The following is a 17,752-nucleotide window of genomic DNA, read 5'->3' on the forward strand; positions in this document are numbered from 1 at the left end:
CGTCAGCTCCCTGTCCCGGTCGGATGCCGGTGGTCCGCGTCGGCGTCGGCCGGATCCGACCCCTCTGCGGATCCGGAGTCGTCGCCCGCGGGCGCGGCCTCCTTGTGGTCGCGCTCGCGCGAACCGTCCAGTCGCAGACCGGCGATGATCAGCAGGGCGATCGAGATCATCCCGGTGACGATGAAGATGTCCGCGACGTTGAAGATCGCCGGAAGCATCCACGGCATCGAGATCATGTCGACGACGTGGCCGACGCCGAACCCCGGCGCGCGGAACAGGCGGTCCGACAGGTTGCCGAGGACTCCCCCGAGCAGCGCGCCGAGCACGACCGCCCACAGGCGCGAGCGCACGGAGACGGACTTCCAGACGATCACGCACGCGACGACGGCGAGGGCGATCGTGAAGATCCAGGTGTATCCCGCACCGATCGAGAACGCCGCTCCGGAGTTGCGGATGGAGAACAGCTGCAGGAACTCCCCGATGACCGGGACGACCTTCTGCTCGGGGAGGTACGTGATGGTGAGGTACTTCACAAACTGGTCGGCGGCCAGCACGAGCACTGCGAGGATCGCAATGATCGTGCCGGCCGCCGAACCAGGAAGCGGTTGACGCCGGGTCAACGGGGCTCCTTACTGCTTACTGCGCGGAGGCGTCCCCCGTGGGGCCGCCCTTCTCGTCGAGGTCGCGGAGCTGACCCTCGATGTAGCTGCGCAGCTGCGTGCGGTACGAGCGCTCGAAGTCGTGCAGCTCGGTGATCTTGCCCTCGAGCACCGTGCGCTCGCGCTCGAGACGGGCGGTCTCCTCGCGCTGCTTCTGCTCGGCGTCGGCGAGGATCTTCGAGGCCTGGGCCTTGGCGTCGGCGATGAGCTGGTCGCGCTGCGACTTGCCCTCCGCGACGTGCTCGTCGTGCAGACGCTGTGCGAGCTCGATGATGCCTGCGGTCGCGGCGGCCGGAGCCCCGCCCTCGGCTGCCGGTGCGGGGGCGGCGACGGGCGCCGGCGCGGCCGGGGCCTCGGCGACCGGAGCGGCGGCCTTCTCCCCCGACTCGTAGGCGGCCAGCTTGGCCTTCAGCTCGGCGTTCTCTTCGAGCGCCTTGCGCCACTCGAGCACGACCTCGTCGAGGAAGTCGTCGACCTCGTCCGGGTCGAAGCCGTCCTTGAAACGGACGTGCTGGAACTGCTTGGTGACGACGTCATCCGGGGTCAGTGCCATTGGTGGCTCCTCTTTCGATGAGTTCTCGGTGGCCGGTGGACACACGGTGCCGACCTCGCGGTCAGCACCTTCAGAAAAGCATAGCCGTCCGATCCCGGCGCCGCGAAGACGGCGCGGAACGGACGGTGACACGCGGGGACGATCAGATAAAGGATCGGGCGATCGACATCAGGATCAGCACGACGATCATCGTCAGTGTGAGGCCCATGTCCAATGCGACGGGTCCGATCCTCAACGGAGGAATGAGACGTCGGAACATCCTGATCGGCGGATCCGTGATCGTGTAGACGATCTCGGCGGCGATCAGCCCCGCGCCGCGCGGGCGCCACGATCGGTTGAAGATCGGGATCCATTCCAGGATCACGCGGGCGAACAGCGTCAGCAGATAGAGCAGAAGCAGGATGTTGAGGATCGCTGCGATCATCGAGACCGCGGACGCGACCGTCACGTGTCAGGAGTGCGCGAGCGCGGGTTCGTCGCCCCCGGCGATCCCGCCCTGCCCCGACACCGCGATGCTCTCCGGCGACAGCAGGAAGACCTTGCTGGTCACGCGCTCGATGCGGCCGTAGAGGCCGAGGGAGAGGCCGCTCGCGAAGTCGATCAGCCGACGCGCGTCGGCGTCGCTCATCTGAGACAGGTTGATGATCACGGGGATGCCGTCCCGGAAGCTCTCGGCGATGACCTGCGCGTCGCGGTACTGCTTGGGGTGCACCGTGAGGATCTCGTTCACCGCTCCCGCCGAAGGCTGACGGACCGCGGTGGGACGCCGCAGCGGCGTCACCGGAGCGGCCTTGACCTCTTCGCGCTCGCGACGGATCTCCTCGCGCCGGGTCGGCTCGTGCTCCTGACGCGTGGCGTGCGCGGCGGGGACCTCGTCGTAGGTCTCCTCCTCATCGGCGAGGCCGAGGTACACCATGGTCTTCTTCAGCGGGTTCCCCATCGTGTCCTCCGAACGTGTAGGGGTGGTTCTGCTTCGAGGCTAACCCTGGGCGGGTCGCGGTCCCGTGATTGCGGAGCCGATGCGAAGGTGTGTCGCGCCTGCGGCGATCGCCTCGGCGAAGTCGCCGGTCATCCCGGCCGAGATCCAGTCCGCCTCCGGCGCGATCGCGCGCAGACGGGCGGCGTACTCGTGCACGCGCGCGAAGGCGGCGGCCGGCTCCTCATCGAGAGGGGCGACCGCCATGACTCCGCGCAGTCTCAGCGTGGGCAGGGCGAGCACGTGCTCGGCGAGCCCCTCGAGGTCCGCGGGAGCGACGCCCCCGCGACCCGGATCGTCGGTGAGGTTGATCTGCAGCAGCACGTCCAGCGGCGGCGCGTCCGCCCCGGCACGGTCGAGGGCGTCGGCGATGCGCGGCCGGTCGACCGAGTGCACGGCCTGAGCCGCACGCCGGATCAGGCCCGCCTTGTTCGTCTGCGCCTGACCGATGAAGTGCCAGCGCAGCTCCCCCAGATCGGCGAGCTCCTGGGACTTCGAGGAGAGCTCCTGCTGACGGTTCTCGCCGACCTCGCGGACTCCGAGGCTGTGGAGTTCCCGCACGAGGGAGGCGGGATGGAACTTCGTGACCACGATGCGGGTGATCCCCGCGGGGTCGCGTCCCGCGCGCCGCGCGGCGTCCGCGATCGCTGCATCGATCGCGGACAGCCGCTCGGCGACCGAGGTCACTTGAGGAACTCGGGGATGTCGAGGTCGCTCTCGTCGAAGCCCGGCTCGATGCTGGTGTGCACCGGCGGGATCGACGGCACCGTGACGGGGGCGGTCTCCCGCGGCGCCGCCTCGTCGGAGGAGGCCTCGGCGTCCTCTTCGGCGGCGGGCTTCTCGGCGACGGCCGGAGCCGACGTGCGCGAGAAGATCTGCGGGTCCAGGCGCAGCGTGGGCTCCCCGCTGTCGAAGCCCGCAGCGATCACCGTGACGCGCACCTCGTCGCCGAGCGTGTCGTCGATCACCGTTCCGAAGATGATGTTCGCCTCGGGGTGCGCGGCCTCCTTGACGAGGTCGGCCGCGTCGTGGATCTCGAAGATGCCGAGGTTCGATCCACCCTGGATCGAGAGGAGCACGCCGTGCGCACCCTCGATCGAGGCCTCGAGCAGCGGCGACTCGACGGCAAGCTCGGCCGCCTTGATCGCGCGATCCGCGCCACGCGCGGATCCGATGCCCATGAGCGCGGATCCTGCGCCCTGCATGACGGACTTGACGTCGTTGAAGTCGAGGTTGATCAGACCGGGCGTGGTGATCAGGTCGGTGATGCCCTGCACACCGGCGAGGAGCACCTGGTCCGCCGTGGCGAACGCCTCGATCATGGAGATGCCGCGGTCGCTGATCTCGAGCAGACGGTCGTTGGGCACCACGATGAGGGTGTCGACCTCTTCCTTCAGCTTCGCCACGCCGGCGTCGGCCTGGCTCTGCCTGCGACGGCCCTCGAACGAGAACGGCCGGGTGACGACGCCGATGGTCAGGGCGCCGATCGACTTGGCGATCCGCGCCACGATCGGCGCTCCGCCGGTGCCGGTCCCACCGCCCTCGCCCGCGGTCACGAAGACCATGTCTGCGCCCGTCAGCGCCTGCTCGATCTCCTCCGCGTGATCCTCGGCGGCACGCCGGCCGACCTCGGGGTCCGCACCCGCGCCGAGACCGCGGGTGAGGTCGCGACCGACGTCGAGCTTAACGTCGGCGTCGCTCATGAGCAGCGCCTGCGCATCGGTGTTGATGGCGATGAACTCGACGCCGCGCAGGCCGAGCTCGATCATGCGGTTGACAGCATTGACGCCACCACCGCCGACACCGACGACCTTGATCACGGCGAGGTAGTTCTGGTTCTGGCTCATCCCGTCCTCCGATGTATTTCGAGCCTCGAGCCGAGGGCAACCTTAAACCTCAAGCAGAAGGTTAAAGTATTTCCCGGTATTGCTTTCTCTGGATCGAAGGTAAGCGGCGCATGCCGCGCAGAAGCCAAGCGACACGCGCCTGAGCGCGATCGCCTCGGATATTCGTGCTCAGCCGGCGATGCCGACGCCCGGCGAGGAGACGTCGAAGCTCGTCGCGCCCGGATTGGCGCCCATCAGCCTTTGCAGCACGAGTGCCTTCTGCGCCGACTGGTCCGCACTCCCCCAGGTCACCGTGGTGCCGCTCGTCAGCGTGAGCACGATGTCATCCGGCGTGGACGCCGTCACGCTGCCGACCTGCGCGCGCAGCTCGGCGGGGAGGGTGCGCAGAGCCGTGCCCGCCGCGGCGAAGGCCGCGGTGCCGGTCCCTCCGGCGACCTCGATCAGGGCGTACCCGGGAGGCTGGGCCTCGGCGGTGGAGAGGACGACACCGGCGGCATCGACGACCGTGAAGCGCCCGTCGCTCTGCTGGATGACCCCGACAGGCGTGCGCTCGACGAGACGCACCACGAGGTCGTGCGGCGGATGGGCCTCGAGCCGGTAGGTCTCGATCAAGGGGAAGCGCACGAGCGCGGCCTTGACGGCGCTGGCATCCACGAGCGCGAGCGGGCGCCCGAGCTGATCGGCGAGCGCCTTCTGCACCTCGGCGGGCTTGATCGCGCTCGCCCCCTCGACCGTGATGGTCTGCACCGCGAACAGCGGACTGTACGCGGCGCCGACGCTGCCGCCGACGACGAGGACGGTGAGGGCGGCGCCGACGATCCAGGCGATCCTGCGGCGACGGGACCGCTGCGTGAAGCGGCGGATCTCGCTGCGCAGGGCCCGGCGGCGCGCCCTCGTCGCCTGCCACAGGTCGCGCGCCGTGAGGGCGGAGCCGGCCGGTGCCCTGTCGTCGTCCTCGACGATCGCGGAGGAGTCCAGGGGCCGTCGGCTCTCGAACGCGATCGGCGCTCCGCTCCCCTCCGGGCCGGAAACCGCGGGATCCGTCCCGGCAGGGCCGGAGCCCGCAGCGTCCGCCTCGGAAGCGGGGTTCCGCCGGCGTCCGAGGCGCCCCGTCTCCCCCTCGCCAGCGGTCGAGCCATCGTGCTCGACCGCTGGCGCGGAGACGGGGATCGCGGACGGCCGACGCACGATCAGCCCTCGGCGGTGGTGCGCAGCGCGTCCAGCACCTGCGGGATGATCTGGTAGACGTTGCCGCAGCCGAGGGTGATCACGTAGTCGCCGTCGCGTGCCACCGTCGCCGTGTAGTCCGCGGCCTGCTGCCAGTCCGCGACGTAATGCACGTGGCTCGGATCCGCGAATGCGCCGCTGACCAGCTCGCCCGTCACACCGGGCACCGGGTCTTCGCGGGCGCCGTAGACGTCGAGCATCACGGTGTGGTCGGCGTAGGTCTCCAGCACCTCGGCGAACTCGCGGTACATGTGCTGGGTCCGCGAGTAGGTGTGCGGCTGCTGGATCGCGATGATGCGTCCGCCGCCGACGATCGTGCGCATCGCCTCGAGCGCCGCGCGCACCTCGGTCGGGTGGTGCGAGTAGTCGTCGTAGACGCTCACGCCCCGCTCGACGCCGTGCAGCTCGAGACGCCGCACGGTACCGGCGAAGCCCTGCACCGCGCGGGTCGCGTCCGCCAGGGGATGACCGAGCGCGGTCAGGACGGCCACCGCGCCCGCGGCGTTGATCGCATTGTGCACGCCGGGCACCGACAGCTGCATGCGCGCGGACTCGCCGTGCATCGTCAGCGTCGCGCCGACCGCGCCGTCGGTGACGACGTCGGTGATCCGCAGGTCCGCGTCGTCCGCGAAGCCGAAGGAGATCACGTTCGGATGGGTGATGCCGGCGCGTACGCGCAGCGCGCCCGGGTCATCGCTGGAGATCACGACGGCTTCGCTCGCCCCGTTCGCGAACGTGACGAACGCGTCGTGGAAGGCCTCGTCGGATCCGTAGTGATCCAGATGATCGGGGTCCACGTTCGTGATCAGCGCGACGGAGGTGTCGTAGAGCAGGAACGTGCCGTCCGATTCGTCGGCCTCGATCACGAAGAGGTCATCGGCCCCGGAGGAGCTCGACGTGCCGAGCTGCTCGATCACGCCTCCGTTGACGAAGTTGGGGTCGGCGCCGAGCTCGCGCAGGGCGGTGACGATCATGCCCGTCGAGCTCGTCTTGCCGTGGGCTCCCGCCACCGACACGAGGCGACGACCGCCGATCAGCCAGTGCAGGGCCTGGGACCGGTGGATCACGTGCAGTCCGCGCTCCTTGGCGAGCACGAACTCGGGGTTCTCCGGCCAGATCGCGCCGGTGTGCACGACGGTGTCGGCGTCGCCCAGGTGCGCGGCGTCGTGTCCGATGTGCACCTCGGCGCCGAGCGCGGCGAGCGCCCGCAGGTTGTCGCTGTCGGCGCGATCGCTTCCGGAGACGCGGATGCCCGCGTCGAGGAACATGCGCGCGAGCCCCGACATGCCGGAGCCGCCGATGCCGATGAAGTGCGCGGCGGAGATGTCGTCGGGGATCGGCAGGGAGAGGTCGGGTCTGATCATTGCTCTTTCGTCCTTAAGGGCTGAATCATCCTAAGTCGGGGCGCACCCGCCGAGGGCCTGGCTCGCCGGTCGGGCGTTCCGCCCCGGCGCGCGTGCCGGCGCTCAGCGCGCGAGCGCGCGGTCGGCGAGGGCGATGAGGTCCTCGGTCCCGGTGCGGGATCCGACCTGCTCCGCCGCGCGCTGCATCGCGGCCCGCCGGGATGCGTCGCGGAGCAGGGGCACCACCTCGTCGCGCACCTGTTCGGGGGTGAGTCGCGCATCGTCGATGAGGAGCGCGGCCCCGGCATCGATGGCGGCAGCGGCGTTGAGGCGCTGCTCGCCGTTGCCCACCGCATAGGGCACGTAGATCGCGGGGATGCCGAGCGCGCTGATCTCGCTGACGGTGGCCGAGCCCGAGCGCGAGAGCACCAGATCCGCCAGCGCGAAGGCGAGGTCCATCCGGTCCAGGTAGCGGCGCACCGCATACCCGGCGGCCCCGGGGTCGGGCATCTCGGAGCGGTCGCCCGTCGCATGCAGGATCTGCCATCCTGCGTCGAGGATGCTCCGCCAGGATCCGGCGATCGCCTCGTTCAAGCGCTGCGCGCCGAGAGAGCCCCCGAACACGAGCAGCACGGGGCGGTCCGGATCCAGGCCGAACTCGGCCGCCGCGTCCGCACGCAGAGCCGCGCGGTCGAGATCGACGATCTCGCGGCGCAGCGGCATGCCGACGACCTCGCCGCCGCGCAACGGGGTGCCGGGGAACGCGACGCCCACGGCCGCCGCCGATCGGGCTCCCAGCACGTTCGCCATTCCGGGGCGCGCGTTGGCCTCGTGGACGACGAAGGGAACGCCCTCGCGGCGGGCGGCGACGTACGCCGGCGCTGCCGCGTAGCCCCCGAAGCCGATGACCTCGTCCACGCCGTGCTCGCGGATGTAGGCGCGCACCTGCTTCACGGCACGGGAGAACCGTGCGGGGAAGGCGAGGGCGGCCCCGTTCGGGCGCCGGGGGAACGGCACCTTGTCGACAGTGAGGAGCTCGTAGCCGCGCTGCGGGACGAGCCTCGACTCGAGCCCCTCCCGGGTGCCGAGGACGAGCACGCCCGTCTCGGGATCGCGGGCGCGCAGGCCGTCGGCGACGGCGAGCAGGGGGTTGACGTGGCCTGCGGTTCCCCCGCCGGCCAGAAGGTACGTGGTCACTTCAGGAGCGTACCGGAACCGCCGGGGAGGGGGCCGGGAGCGTGCGCGCGAACGACAGCAGCACCCCGCAGGCGAGCAGCACCGACAGCAGCGAGGTGCCGCCCTGCGACATGAACGGCAACGGTACGCCGAGCACGGGGACGACCCGGAGGACCACGCCGATGTTGATGAGCGCCTGGGCGAGGATCCATACGACGATGCCGCCGGAGGTGACGCGCACGAACAGATCGTCCGTGCGGCGGATCATCCGGAACACGGCGACCGCGAACAGTGCGAAGAGCGCGAGCACCAGGGCGCAGCCGATCAGGCCGAGCTCCTCTCCCACGATCGCGAAGATGTAGTCGTTGGACGCCGCGGGCAGCCACCCGTACTTCTGCCGCGAGTTGCCCAGGCCGAGCCCGAAGATGCCGCCGTTGGCCATTCCCCAGATCGCGTGCACCTGCTGATAGCAGCTGTCGAGGTAGCAGCTCGTGTCGTTCGAGTGGTCGAGCGCCCCGAGGATCAGGGCGCGCCGGCGCTCGTCGGCGAACGCGAAGCCGAGCACGGCGACGAGCGAGATGAGCAGCGGCAGGACGAAGATCCGAAGCCGCACGCCGGAGAAGAACAGCGCCCCCAGGATGATGAGGAAGAGGATCATCGAGGTCCCGAGGTCCTTGCCCCCGAGCACCGCGGCGATCGCCAGGAAGCCGACCGGGATCAAGGGGATGAAGACATGCTTCCAGCGCCCGAGCAGGTCCTGCTTCCGCCACAGGATGAACCCCGCCCACACTGCCAGGGCGAGCTTGATGAACTCGGAGGGCTGCACCACCTGACCCGCGATCCGCAGCCAGTTCGTGTTCCCGTCGTTCTCGTATCCGAGGGGCGTGTAGACGAGCATCTGCAGGCCGACCGCGCCGATGAGGACGAACCAGGCCGTGCGCTTCCAGAACTTGACGGGGAACCGGCTCATCAGGAACATGGCCGGGATGCCGATGGCGGCGACGAGCGCCTGGGTCATGACGATCGCGAACGGATCCTGTCCGTTCTCGACCGCGTTCGCGCTGGATGCGGAGAGGATCATCACGAGGCCGAACACCGTCAGCAGGAGCGACGTCGAGGCGATCAGCGTGAACTCGGTCGACACCGGGCGGAACACGCGGCCCAGTCTGACCCGGGCGGCGAGTCCGTCGACGCGGGGCTCAGGCGTCGGCGTCGGGCGTGCTCCCACCTGCGTCACCGGCGCTCCCCTGGTCGATCCACTGCCGCACCGCCTCGGCGAAGCGATGGCCCCGATCCGCGTAGCTGGCGAACTGGTCGAAGGACGCCGCCGCCGGAGCGAGGAGCACGGTGTCTCCGTCCTGGGCGATGCCCGCCGCCAGTTCGACGACGCGGGTCATGACCTCTTCAGTGTCACCGGGGACGACCTCCACCACCTGCACCTCGGGCGCGTGTCGTGCGAACGCCTCGAGAAGGTGCCCGCGATCGACGCCGATCACGACGGCCGCACGGGCGGTCGCGCCCGCCCCGGCGACGAGCTCGGACAGATCCACGCCCTTCAGGTCTCCGCCGACGATCCAGATCGCGCCGGGATACGCCTGCAGCGACGACTGCGCGGCGTGCGGGTTGGTCGCCTTGGAGTCGTCCACCCAGGTGATGCCGCCGGCGCGGGCGACGACCTCGATGCGGTGCGCGTCCAGGCGGAAGCCGTCGAGCGCGGCCGCGATGGCGGCGGGCTCCACACCGAGCGAGCGGGACAGGGCCGACGCCGCGAGGATGTTCTGCACGATGTGGGGCGCGTCGAGGCCGCGGGCGGCGAGATCCGCCACCGTCGTGATCTCGAGGGCCGTGTTGCGACGATCGTCGAGGAACGCCCGGTCGGCGAGGATGCCCTCGACGATGCCGACATCGCTCGGACCGGGGATCCCGAGCCCGAATCCGATCGCCCTCGCGCCCTCGATCACGTCCGCGTCCTCGACCATGCGCTGCGTCGCCTCGTCGGCCTTGTTGTACACGCACGCCACGCGCGTGTTGCGATAGACGAGGGCCTTGGCGTCGCGGTAGGCCTGCGCACTGCCGTGCCAGATCAGGTGGTCGTCGGCGAGATTGAGGCACGTGGTCGCCCACGGCACGGGCTGCCCCGCAGCCGTGGAGAGGCCGAGGTACCAGAGCTGATGGCTGGACAGCTCCACCACGAGGACGTCGAAGCCGCCGGGATCGCGCACCGCGTCGAGCACCGGGACGCCGATGTTGCCGCACGGCGCCGCGCGCAGCCCGCCGGCGACCAGCATGGTCGCGGTGAGCTGCGTCGTGGTCGTCTTGCCGTTCGTGCCGGTGATCAGCACCCACTCCGCGGGGCTGCCGTCCTCACGGACGACCTTGTCCCGTACCCGCCACGCCAGCTCGATGTCACCCCAGAGAGCGATCCGCTGCGCGCGGATCCACGCGATCACCGGGTGGGCCGGGGCGAACCCGGGCGACGCGATGACCACCTCCGGGGCGAACTCCACGAGCCGATCCGGCACGGATCCGAGATCGCCGATCCACAGCTGCGCGCCGATCAGCGGCACCAGCCGCTCGTACTCCTCGGTGGCGCTCTCGGACAGCACCAGCACCTCGGCGCCGAGCTCGGCGAGGGTGTCGGCGACCGAGAACCCGGTGACGGACAGGCCGAGCACGGCGACCCGCAGCCCCCGCCAGTCCGCGTGCCAGCTGGTCAGGGCATCCAGATCGCGGCTCATGAGCTGGTCTGCCGCAGCCACTCGACGTAGAACAGCCCGAACGCCGAGACCGAGAGCAGCCCCGCGATGATCCACATCCGCACCACGATCGTCGCCTCGGGCCAGCCGCGCATCTCGAGATGATGGTGGAACGGGCTCTGCAGGAACAGGCGCTTGCCGCGGGTGAGCTTGAAGTACGCGAGCTGCACGATCACCGAGCCGGAGGCGATGATGAACACGCCCGCGAGAAGGACCAGCAGCAGCTCGGTGCGGGTGAGGATCGCGAGGGCGGTGATCACGCCGCCGATCGACATGGATCCCACATCCCCCATGAAGACCTTCGCCTTGGGGGCGTTCCACCAGAGGAAGCCGATCAGCGCGCCGACGAACGACGCCGAGATCACCGCGAGGTCGAAGGGGTGCGCCACGTCGTAGCAGCCCTTGAGCGACGACGGGGAGAGCGACTCCACCGCGCAGGACTGCTTGAACTGCCAGAACGAGATGAGGCTGTAGGCGCCGATCACGAAGACGGCGCAGCCCGCGGCGAGGCCGTCGAGCCCGTCCGTGAGGTTGACGCTGTTGGAGGTCGCGATGCCGATCACCGAGATCCACAGCAGGTACAGCAGCCAGCCGACGATGGGCCCGAGGGCGAACAGCCACAGCACCGGGATGTCGCGGAAGAGGGAGATGAAGCCGCTCGCCGGCGTCGTGCCGGCGGGGCTGCGCACCAGGAGCGCCACCACGCCGAAGGGGACCATGACCAGCACCTGGCCGATGATCTTGCGCCAGCCCGACAGGCCCGCGCTCTGCTGCTGGCGCAGTTTCATATGGTCGTCGATGAAGCCGACCGCTCCGAAGCCGACCATCAGCCAGATCACCAGCAGGCCGGAAGCCGTCGGGTAGCTGCCGCCGGTGAAGGTGCCGATGCCGTATCCGACGATGGTGCCCAGGATGAAGATGACACCGCCCATCGTGGGGGTGCCGCGCTTGGCCTGGTGGCTAGGGTTCGCGATCGACTCGGGCGTGCGGATGACCTGTCCCCAGCCCCATTTCCGGAACAGCCGGAGGAAGACCGGCGTGAGCAGGAGGGTGAACGCGAGGGAGATCGCGGCGGCGGTCAGCAGAGATCTCACGAGAACGATTCTCCCAGACGATCGCCGAGGAATCGGAGCCCGGCGGAGTTGGACGACTTCACGAGCACCCGGTCGCCGGGACGCAGTTCGCCCTGGAGGTATTCGAAGGCGGCGTCGGCGTCGGACAGGTGCACGGCCTCGCCGTCCCACGACCCTTCGCCCACGGCGGCGAGGAAGAGGCGACGGGCATCGGCGCCCACGACGACGATCCTCTGGATGTTGAGGCGCACGGCGAGCAGGCCGATGCGGTCGTGCTCATCCCCCGCCGTCTCGCCGAGCTCGCTCATGGCGCCCAGCACGGCCACGGTCCGCTCGCCGGGGCCGGTGATCTGAGCCAGCGTGCGCAGCGCCGCGGCCATCGAGTCGGGACTGGCGTTATAGGCGTCGTTGATGATGCGCACCTCGTCGCCGCCCATCGGCTGCATCCGCCACCGCTCGGCGATCCGGACCGTCTCCAGGCGCGCGATCGCGTCGGCCGGGTCCACGCCGAGGGCGCGCGTCGCGGCGACCGCGGCGAGGGCGTTGTTCACGTGGTGCGCGCCGAGCACCTGCAGGCGCAGCGGCAGCGCGCGCTCCTCCGCGGGCGCTTCCCCGGCGATCACGATCGTGCACGACGTGCCAGAGGCCGTCACGTCGATGTCGCGGGCACGGACCTCGGCCGCGGGCGTCTGCCCGAATCCGACGATCCGCAGGTCTCGCGCCTCGGCTCGCGGGGTCATGCCGACGACGCGCGCATCGTCCAGGTTCAGCACTGCCGTGCCCCCGATCCGCGCGGCGTCGAGCAGCTCGGCCTTGGCGTGGGCGGTCTCCTCGATGCCGCCGAAGCCGCCGGCGTGCGCGAGACCGACCATGAGCTCGATGACCACATCGGGGTTCACCAGACCCGCCAGGCGCGCGATCTCCCCCGGCGCGCTCGCGCCGAACTCGCACACCAGGAAGCGGGTCGTGTCGGAGATCCGCAGCATGGTGAGCGGGGCGCCCACCTCGTTGTTGTAGGAGGCGATCGGCGCGATCGTCTCCCCCTCGTCCTGCAGGATCCGCGCGAGGAAGTTCTTGGTGGTCGTCTTGCCGTTGGATCCGGTGACCCCGACGATGCGCAGATCGCCGGCCGCGCGGACGCGTGCCACCACGGCGCGGGCGAGCTCGGCGATCGCATCGATGACGTCGGCCACCACGATCTGCGAGATCACGTCGTCGACGGGATGCTCGACGAGCGCCAGGACCGCGCCGTTCTCGAGCGCCGCGCCGACGAACCGGTGCCCGTCGGTGTGTTCTCCGGGCTTGGCGACGAAGATTCCGCCGGCCGACATCTGCCGCGAGTCGGTGTCGACGACACCGGAGACGATCGATGCGGGATCGTGACCCGCAGCAGGACGAAGTTCTCCGCCGACGATCTCGGCGATCTCCGCGAGGGACAGAGCGATCATGGGAAAAGGATCCTCCGGGCGGTACCGCCGGGTCGGATGACGGCGGTCATCACTGGTACTTGGGCAGCAGCGGTTCCATAGGGGTGGTGGACGGCTGCACGCGATAGGTCTTCAGCACCTGCGTCATTGCCTTCTGGAAGGCGGGCGCGGTGGCCGCAGACGACGTTACCCTAGTGGGCTCGTCCAGGGTGACCACGACGACGTACTCGGGATGGTCGGCCGGGGCGTACCCGACCATGCTCGTGAAGTAGATCCCCTCCTTGTACGCACCCGTGGTGGGATCCGGCTTCTGCGCCGTTCCGGTCTTCGCCGCGATGCGGTAGCCGGGCACCTTGATCTGGTCGGACACGCTGCCCTGCACGGCCACGTTCTCGATCATCCGGCTGAGCTCGGCGTCCTTGGTCGCGTCGAACACGCGCTGCGGCTTCGCCGCAGGCGCATCGGTGACCTTGCCGTCGGCGCTCGTGCACGACTCCACCAGGGACAGCGGGATCTTCACGCCGCCGTTCGCGATGGCCTGATAGGCGCTGGCCACCTGCGGCGCGGTCACGGTGTAGTACTGGCCGAACGTGGTCGTGTAGTGCGACTGGTAGTCCCAGTCCTTCACCGGGTGGATGATTCCGGACGCCTCGCCGGGGAAGTCGATCGCGGTCTTGCTCCCGACGCCGAACTTGACCAGCTCGTCGTAGCGCTGCTGGTCGCTCACCATGTCGCCGAACTTGGAGAGCGCGACGTTCGAGGAGTCGATGAGGGCACCCGCGAGCGTGTAGTCGTAGGCGGGGTGGTCGAACGCGTCGTTGATGACGGCTCCGTTCGGGAACTCCTCGTGGCTGGACGCACCGGTCACCACCGTCGACGCGTTCGCGTTCGCGTACTCCATCACCGACGCCGCCGTGATGGCCTTGAACGTGGAGCCCGGCTCGAAGCTCGTGCTGAAGATGCGCGATCCGCGGTCCTGCGGATCGGCGGCTCCCGGGTCGTTGGGGTCGACGGTGGGGTACTCGGCCGCGGCCCGGATCTTGCCGGTGCCGACCTCGACGACGGTGACCGTGCCCGCCTTCGCGCCCTGCGCCTTGACCTCCTCGGAGATCATCTGCTGCAGGTACCACTGCAGCTCCGTGTTGATGGTCAGCGTCACGGTGCCGCCGTCGACGGCGGGCTGCTCGCTCTGGCTCCCCGGGATCACGACGCCGTCCTTGCCGACGAGGTAGCTCTCCTTGCCCTTGGTCGCGCTCAGGCAGGAGTTCTGCATCTCCTCGAGCCCTTCCTTGTCGCCGTTGCCGGCGATGAAGCCGATGAGGTTGCCGGCGACGGCGCCGTTCGGGTAGACCCGGACCGACCGCGGCAGCGGCCACAGATAGGCGAGGCCGAGCGCACGGATCTTCAGGAACTGATCGGTGCTCAGACCCGTCTTGATCATCGCGTAGTGCGAGCCGGGATCCTCCGCCAGCGCGTCCGAGGCGATCTTGCGCACCTCGTCACCGGTCAGCCCCGTGATCGCGGCGATCTCGTTCGAGGCCTTCGCCCACGGGAGCTTCGGCTTGTTGTTCTTGTCGTCCTCGAGGCCCTTCATCACCGCGGGATCCATCTGCAGGTCGTAGACCAGCTGGCTCTCGGCGAGCACGGTTCCGCTGGAGTCCACGATCTTGCCCCGCGCGCCGTCGATGTCCTTCGCGTACCCGAGGCTCAGCTTCTCGGACTGCTTGACGTTGGCCGAGGCGCTGACGACCTGCACGTCGACGAGGCGCACCACGAAGCCGCCCATGACGACGAGGATCGCCGCGGTCGCCAGGACGGTCCGCCGGCGCGAGGTCCGGCTGGCTCGGGGTGTCATCGGATCTCCATCCGGGGCTCGCGGTCGGTCATCTTCTCGGCTGTCGTGTCGGAGGCCCGCGTCAGCGGATGGTCGGCGTCGGCAATCCCTCGGCCGTCGGCGGGACGACCGTCTCCGGCGCCTGCTCCTGTGTCTTCGGTTCTACGCCCGCGGCACCGGTGTGGGCCGCGGCCGGCGGCGGCGTGTCGCGGACCAGCGCGTTCGGCACGCCGTCGGCGCCGGTCGGGTTGACCGTCGACGTCGTCGGCGCGGCGCCCTGCGCTCCGATCACGCTGCCGTCGCTGAGGCGCAGGTAGCTCGCGCTGCCGCCGACGACCAGGCCCAGCTTCGAGGCGGCGGTCGCGAGCGCCTGCGGGGAGCTGATGCCGTCCAGATCCTGGGCCGCCGCCTGCGCCTGCCAGGTCAGCTGCCTGTTCTGCTGGCTGAGCTTCGCGACGACGAAGGAGTCCTGCGTGGTCGCGATCGTCAGGGCGATCTGGGCTCCGCCGATGAGGGCGGCGCCCGCCAGCGCGACGACGGCGTAGGCCATCCGCGGACGGCGACGCCGCGCGGACCGCTCGACGGCGTGCAGGTGGCGCTCGGGCGCGGCCTCGACCGTGCGGGGCCGCTGCAGGGCGTTCTGTGCCAGGCTCATCGCGCGGCGCTCCTCTGATCTTCTCTCACGCGTTCGGCGGCACGCAGGCGCACCGGGATGGCCCGCGGGTTGGCGGCGCGCTCCGCCTCGTCCGCGAGCTCCGCCCCCTTGGTCAGCGTCCGGAATCGCGGCGCGTGCTCCGGCAGCTCGACGGGCAGTCCCGCCGGTGCGGTGGATGCGGATGCCGCCGCGAAGGCCTGCTTGACGAGCCGATCCTCCAGCGACTGGTACGACATCACGACGATGCGTCCGCCGACCGTGAGCGCCCCCATCGCGGCGGGGATCGCGTCCGCGAGCACGTTGAGCTCGCGGTTGACCTCGATCCGCAGCGCCTGGAACACCCGCTTGGCGGGATGCCCGGCACGGGCCACGGCGGCGGGAGTCGCCTCCTGCAGCACCTCCACGAGACGGCCGGAGCGCTCCAGCGGCTCCTCCGCCCTGGCCTGCACGATCGCGCGGGCGTAGCGCCCGGCGAGCTTCTCCTCGCCGTAGCGCTCGAAGATGCGGCGCAGCTGGCCCTCGCTGTAGGTGGCGAGCACCTCCGCGGCGGTGACGCCGCTGGACTGGTCCATGCGCATGTCGAGCGGCGCGTCCTTGGCGTACGCGAAGCCGCGCTCGGCCTCATCCAGCTGCAGCGAGGAGACGCCCAGGTCGAACAGGATCCCGGACGCTCCCCTGGCGTGCTCGCCGATCGCGTCGTAGACGGTGTGCACGAGCGTCACGCGGTCGCCGAAGCGGGCGAGCCGCTCCCCCGCGATCCGCAGCGCATCGGTGTCGCGGTCGAGGCCGACCAGGCGGATGTTCGGGAGTCGCTCGAGGAACGCCTCGGAGTGCCCGCCCATGCCGAGCGTGGCGTCGACGAGGATCGCGCCGTCGTGCTGCAGCGCAGGGGCCAGCAGCTCGACGCAGCGCTCGAGCATCACGGGGGTGTGTATGCGACGGATGTCCATGATTTCCTTCGGCCTTACGGTCCCTGACCCTGATCCCCATCCGCTCGACCCGGCACCGGGGAAGGTGCGCCGGGGTGGGAGCGGCTGGGAGTCACAGTCAGGGGCCGTCTCAGAACAGGCCGGGGATCACCTCCTCCTCGAGCTCGGCGAAGGCGTCTTCGTGTCCTTCGGCGTACGCGTTCCACGCCGCCGCGTCCCAGATCTCGGCGTGAGCGCCGACGCCGGTGACGATGAGTTCCTTGCCCAGTCCCGCGTAGGCGCGGAGGTGGGCGGGAATCGTGATCCGGTTCTGGCTGTCGGGCATCTCGGCGCTCGCTCCGGAGAGGAACATGCGCAGGAACGCCCGCGCCTCCTTGTTCGCCAGCGGGGCCTGGCGGATGCGCTCGTGCACGCTCTCGAACTCGGCGGTGCTGAACACGTACAGGCAGCGGTCCTGTCCGCGGGTGACGACGATGCCGCCGGCGAGATCCTCGCGGAACTTGGCGGGGAGGATGACGCGGCCCTTGTCGTCGAGCTTGGGGGAATGCGTGCCGAGCAACATGCGCCTCTCCCCCTTTCGCCGCCGTTTCCTCCACTTTACTCCACTTCCCTCCAAATCGATACCTTCTCGTGTCCCCAGGGCGACCCGAGCGGGCATGACGAAGGCCCCCGTTCCGCGGAATCACGCGGAACGGGGGCCGGTGGAGGAAGGTGGAGGGGCTGAGGGAGGAAAAGGGAGGATCCCGGCGGCGCGGGCCCGCGGAACAGACCGAGGGCCCGGTCGCCGAAGCGTCCCGGGCCCTCAGAAGGTCGGAGTGCGGAGGTCAGTGCTCCTCGTGGCGCCGATCCCAGCGATCGTTCATCCGGTCCATGAAGGACGGGGATGACTCCTTCGAGGTCGAGCCGGCAGCGGCATCGCGGTCGCCCGAGCGTCGGACGGGAGTGAGGGCGAGCATCAGTCCGCCGAGCATCGCCGCGAACGCGACGACCCCGATGATGATCCCGCCGATGTTGCCCACCACGACGCCCACGATCAGGCCGCCGACGCCGGCCAGCAGCAACAGGGCTCCGTAGATCAGATTGCGATAGCTGAGCGCGCGGTCTCCGGCGTGCGCGGAAACGACGTCGGCGTCGTTCTGCATGAGATGGCGTTCCATCTCATCGAGCAGGCGCTGCTCCTGTTCGGAGAGTGGCATTTCGTCCCCCTCGGGTGGTCTTCCGCTCAGTCTACGCGTGTGTGGATGCACCAGGGTAGGGATTCCGCTGGGAGTTGGTCATCACCTCGCCGCACGGGCGG

Annotated in this window: 18 protein-coding genes; all 18 read right to left on the reverse strand. The window is 70.0% G+C overall.

The window, feature by feature from the left end; translation table 11 throughout:
* Positions 1 to 2 precede the first annotated feature (2 nt).
* The 18 genes from lspA to WFJ01_RS06575 all read right to left on the reverse strand — a co-directional run bounded on the left by lspA (position 3) and on the right by WFJ01_RS06575 (position 17,651).
* Positions 3 to 620: a signal peptidase II gene (gene lspA, locus WFJ01_RS06490; protein ID WP_336628568.1), complete on the reverse strand. Its 618-nt coding sequence runs from the start codon at positions 618 to 620 to the stop codon at positions 3 to 5.
* Positions 621 to 636: 16 nt separating this feature from the next.
* Positions 637 to 1,212: a DivIVA domain-containing protein gene (locus tag WFJ01_RS06495; protein ID WP_251441986.1), complete on the reverse strand. Its 576-nt coding sequence runs from the start codon at positions 1,210 to 1,212 to the stop codon at positions 637 to 639.
* Between the two features lie 142 nt (positions 1,213 to 1,354).
* Positions 1,355 to 1,636 (reverse strand): YggT family protein, encoded by a 282-nt coding sequence (locus tag WFJ01_RS06500; RefSeq protein WP_251442400.1) that lies wholly within the window; start codon positions 1,634 to 1,636, stop codon positions 1,355 to 1,357.
* 27 nt (positions 1,637 to 1,663) lie between these two features.
* Positions 1,664 to 2,152 carry a cell division protein SepF gene (locus tag WFJ01_RS06505; RefSeq protein WP_292886129.1) on the reverse strand — a complete coding sequence of 163 codons (489 nt, stop codon included), beginning with the start codon at positions 2,150 to 2,152 and terminating at the stop codon, positions 1,664 to 1,666.
* A gap of 39 nt (positions 2,153 to 2,191) precedes the next feature.
* Complete coding sequence (locus WFJ01_RS06510; RefSeq protein WP_292886132.1) at positions 2,192 to 2,875, reverse strand: YggS family pyridoxal phosphate-dependent enzyme; 684 nt, start codon at positions 2,873 to 2,875, stop codon at positions 2,192 to 2,194.
* A complete protein-coding gene (ftsZ, locus tag WFJ01_RS06515) occupies positions 2,872 to 4,035 on the reverse strand; it encodes a cell division protein FtsZ (protein ID WP_292886135.1) in 1,164 nt (387 codons plus the stop codon). Before ftsZ ends, WFJ01_RS06510 begins: the two co-directional genes overlap by 4 nt.
* Before the next feature lie 168 nt (positions 4,036 to 4,203).
* Complete coding sequence (locus WFJ01_RS06520; RefSeq protein ID WP_336628569.1) at positions 4,204 to 5,223, reverse strand: FtsQ-type POTRA domain-containing protein; 1,020 nt, start codon at positions 5,221 to 5,223, stop codon at positions 4,204 to 4,206.
* A gap of 2 nt (positions 5,224 to 5,225) precedes the next feature.
* The gene (gene murC / locus WFJ01_RS06525) at positions 5,226 to 6,626 is read right to left on the reverse strand and encodes a UDP-N-acetylmuramate--L-alanine ligase (protein WP_336628570.1); all 1,401 of its coding nucleotides are present in this window, start codon (positions 6,624 to 6,626) and stop codon (positions 5,226 to 5,228) included.
* A 102-nt stretch (positions 6,627 to 6,728) separates the two neighbouring features.
* Positions 6,729 to 7,802, reverse strand: coding sequence for a UDP-N-acetylglucosamine--N-acetylmuramyl-(pentapeptide) pyrophosphoryl-undecaprenol N-acetylglucosamine transferase (locus WFJ01_RS06530; RefSeq protein ID WP_336628571.1), 1,074 nt, complete (start codon positions 7,800 to 7,802; stop codon positions 6,729 to 6,731).
* A 1-nt stretch (position 7,803) separates the two neighbouring features.
* Positions 7,804 to 9,018, reverse strand: a complete 1,215-nt coding sequence (locus tag WFJ01_RS06535) for a peptidoglycan glycosyltransferase FtsW (RefSeq protein ID WP_251442005.1) — start codon at positions 9,016 to 9,018, stop codon at positions 7,804 to 7,806.
* Entirely contained in the window at positions 8,981 to 10,519 is a 1,539-nt protein-coding gene (gene murD, locus WFJ01_RS06540) for a UDP-N-acetylmuramoyl-L-alanine--D-glutamate ligase (protein ID WP_295032610.1), read from the reverse strand. Before murD ends, WFJ01_RS06535 begins: the two co-directional genes overlap by 38 nt.
* Positions 10,516 to 11,631: a phospho-N-acetylmuramoyl-pentapeptide-transferase gene (mraY, locus tag WFJ01_RS06545; RefSeq protein WP_251442007.1), complete on the reverse strand. Its 1,116-nt coding sequence runs from the start codon at positions 11,629 to 11,631 to the stop codon at positions 10,516 to 10,518. The genes murD and mraY overlap by 4 nt, the downstream gene beginning before the upstream one ends.
* A complete protein-coding gene (locus WFJ01_RS06550; RefSeq protein WP_336628573.1) occupies positions 11,628 to 13,058 on the reverse strand; it encodes a UDP-N-acetylmuramoyl-tripeptide--D-alanyl-D-alanine ligase in 1,431 nt (476 codons plus the stop codon). The genes mraY and WFJ01_RS06550 overlap by 4 nt, the downstream gene beginning before the upstream one ends.
* Positions 13,059 to 13,107: 49 nt before the next feature.
* Positions 13,108 to 14,892 carry a peptidoglycan D,D-transpeptidase FtsI family protein gene (locus WFJ01_RS06555; protein WP_251442011.1) on the reverse strand — a complete coding sequence of 595 codons (1,785 nt, stop codon included), beginning with the start codon at positions 14,890 to 14,892 and terminating at the stop codon, positions 13,108 to 13,110.
* 61 nt (positions 14,893 to 14,953) lie between these two features.
* A complete protein-coding gene (locus WFJ01_RS06560) occupies positions 14,954 to 15,526 on the reverse strand; it encodes a hypothetical protein (RefSeq protein WP_251442013.1) in 573 nt (190 codons plus the stop codon).
* On the reverse strand, positions 15,523 to 16,476 hold the full coding sequence (rsmH, locus tag WFJ01_RS06565) for a 16S rRNA (cytosine(1402)-N(4))-methyltransferase RsmH (protein WP_251442015.1): 954 nt from the start codon (positions 16,474 to 16,476) through the stop codon (positions 15,523 to 15,525). The genes WFJ01_RS06560 and rsmH overlap by 4 nt, the downstream gene beginning before the upstream one ends.
* 109 nt (positions 16,477 to 16,585) lie before the next feature.
* Positions 16,586 to 17,017 (reverse strand): division/cell wall cluster transcriptional repressor MraZ, encoded by a 432-nt coding sequence (gene mraZ, locus WFJ01_RS06570; protein ID WP_251442017.1) that lies wholly within the window; start codon positions 17,015 to 17,017, stop codon positions 16,586 to 16,588.
* Positions 17,018 to 17,279: 262 nt separating this feature from the next.
* The gene (locus WFJ01_RS06575; protein ID WP_251442020.1) at positions 17,280 to 17,651 is read right to left on the reverse strand and encodes a DUF3040 domain-containing protein; all 372 of its coding nucleotides are present in this window, start codon (positions 17,649 to 17,651) and stop codon (positions 17,280 to 17,282) included.
* Positions 17,652 to 17,752 lie beyond the last annotated feature (101 nt).

Source organism: Microbacterium sp. MMO-35 (genome assembly GCF_037147555.1).
Lineage (GTDB): Bacteria > Actinomycetota > Actinomycetes > Actinomycetales > Microbacteriaceae > Microbacterium.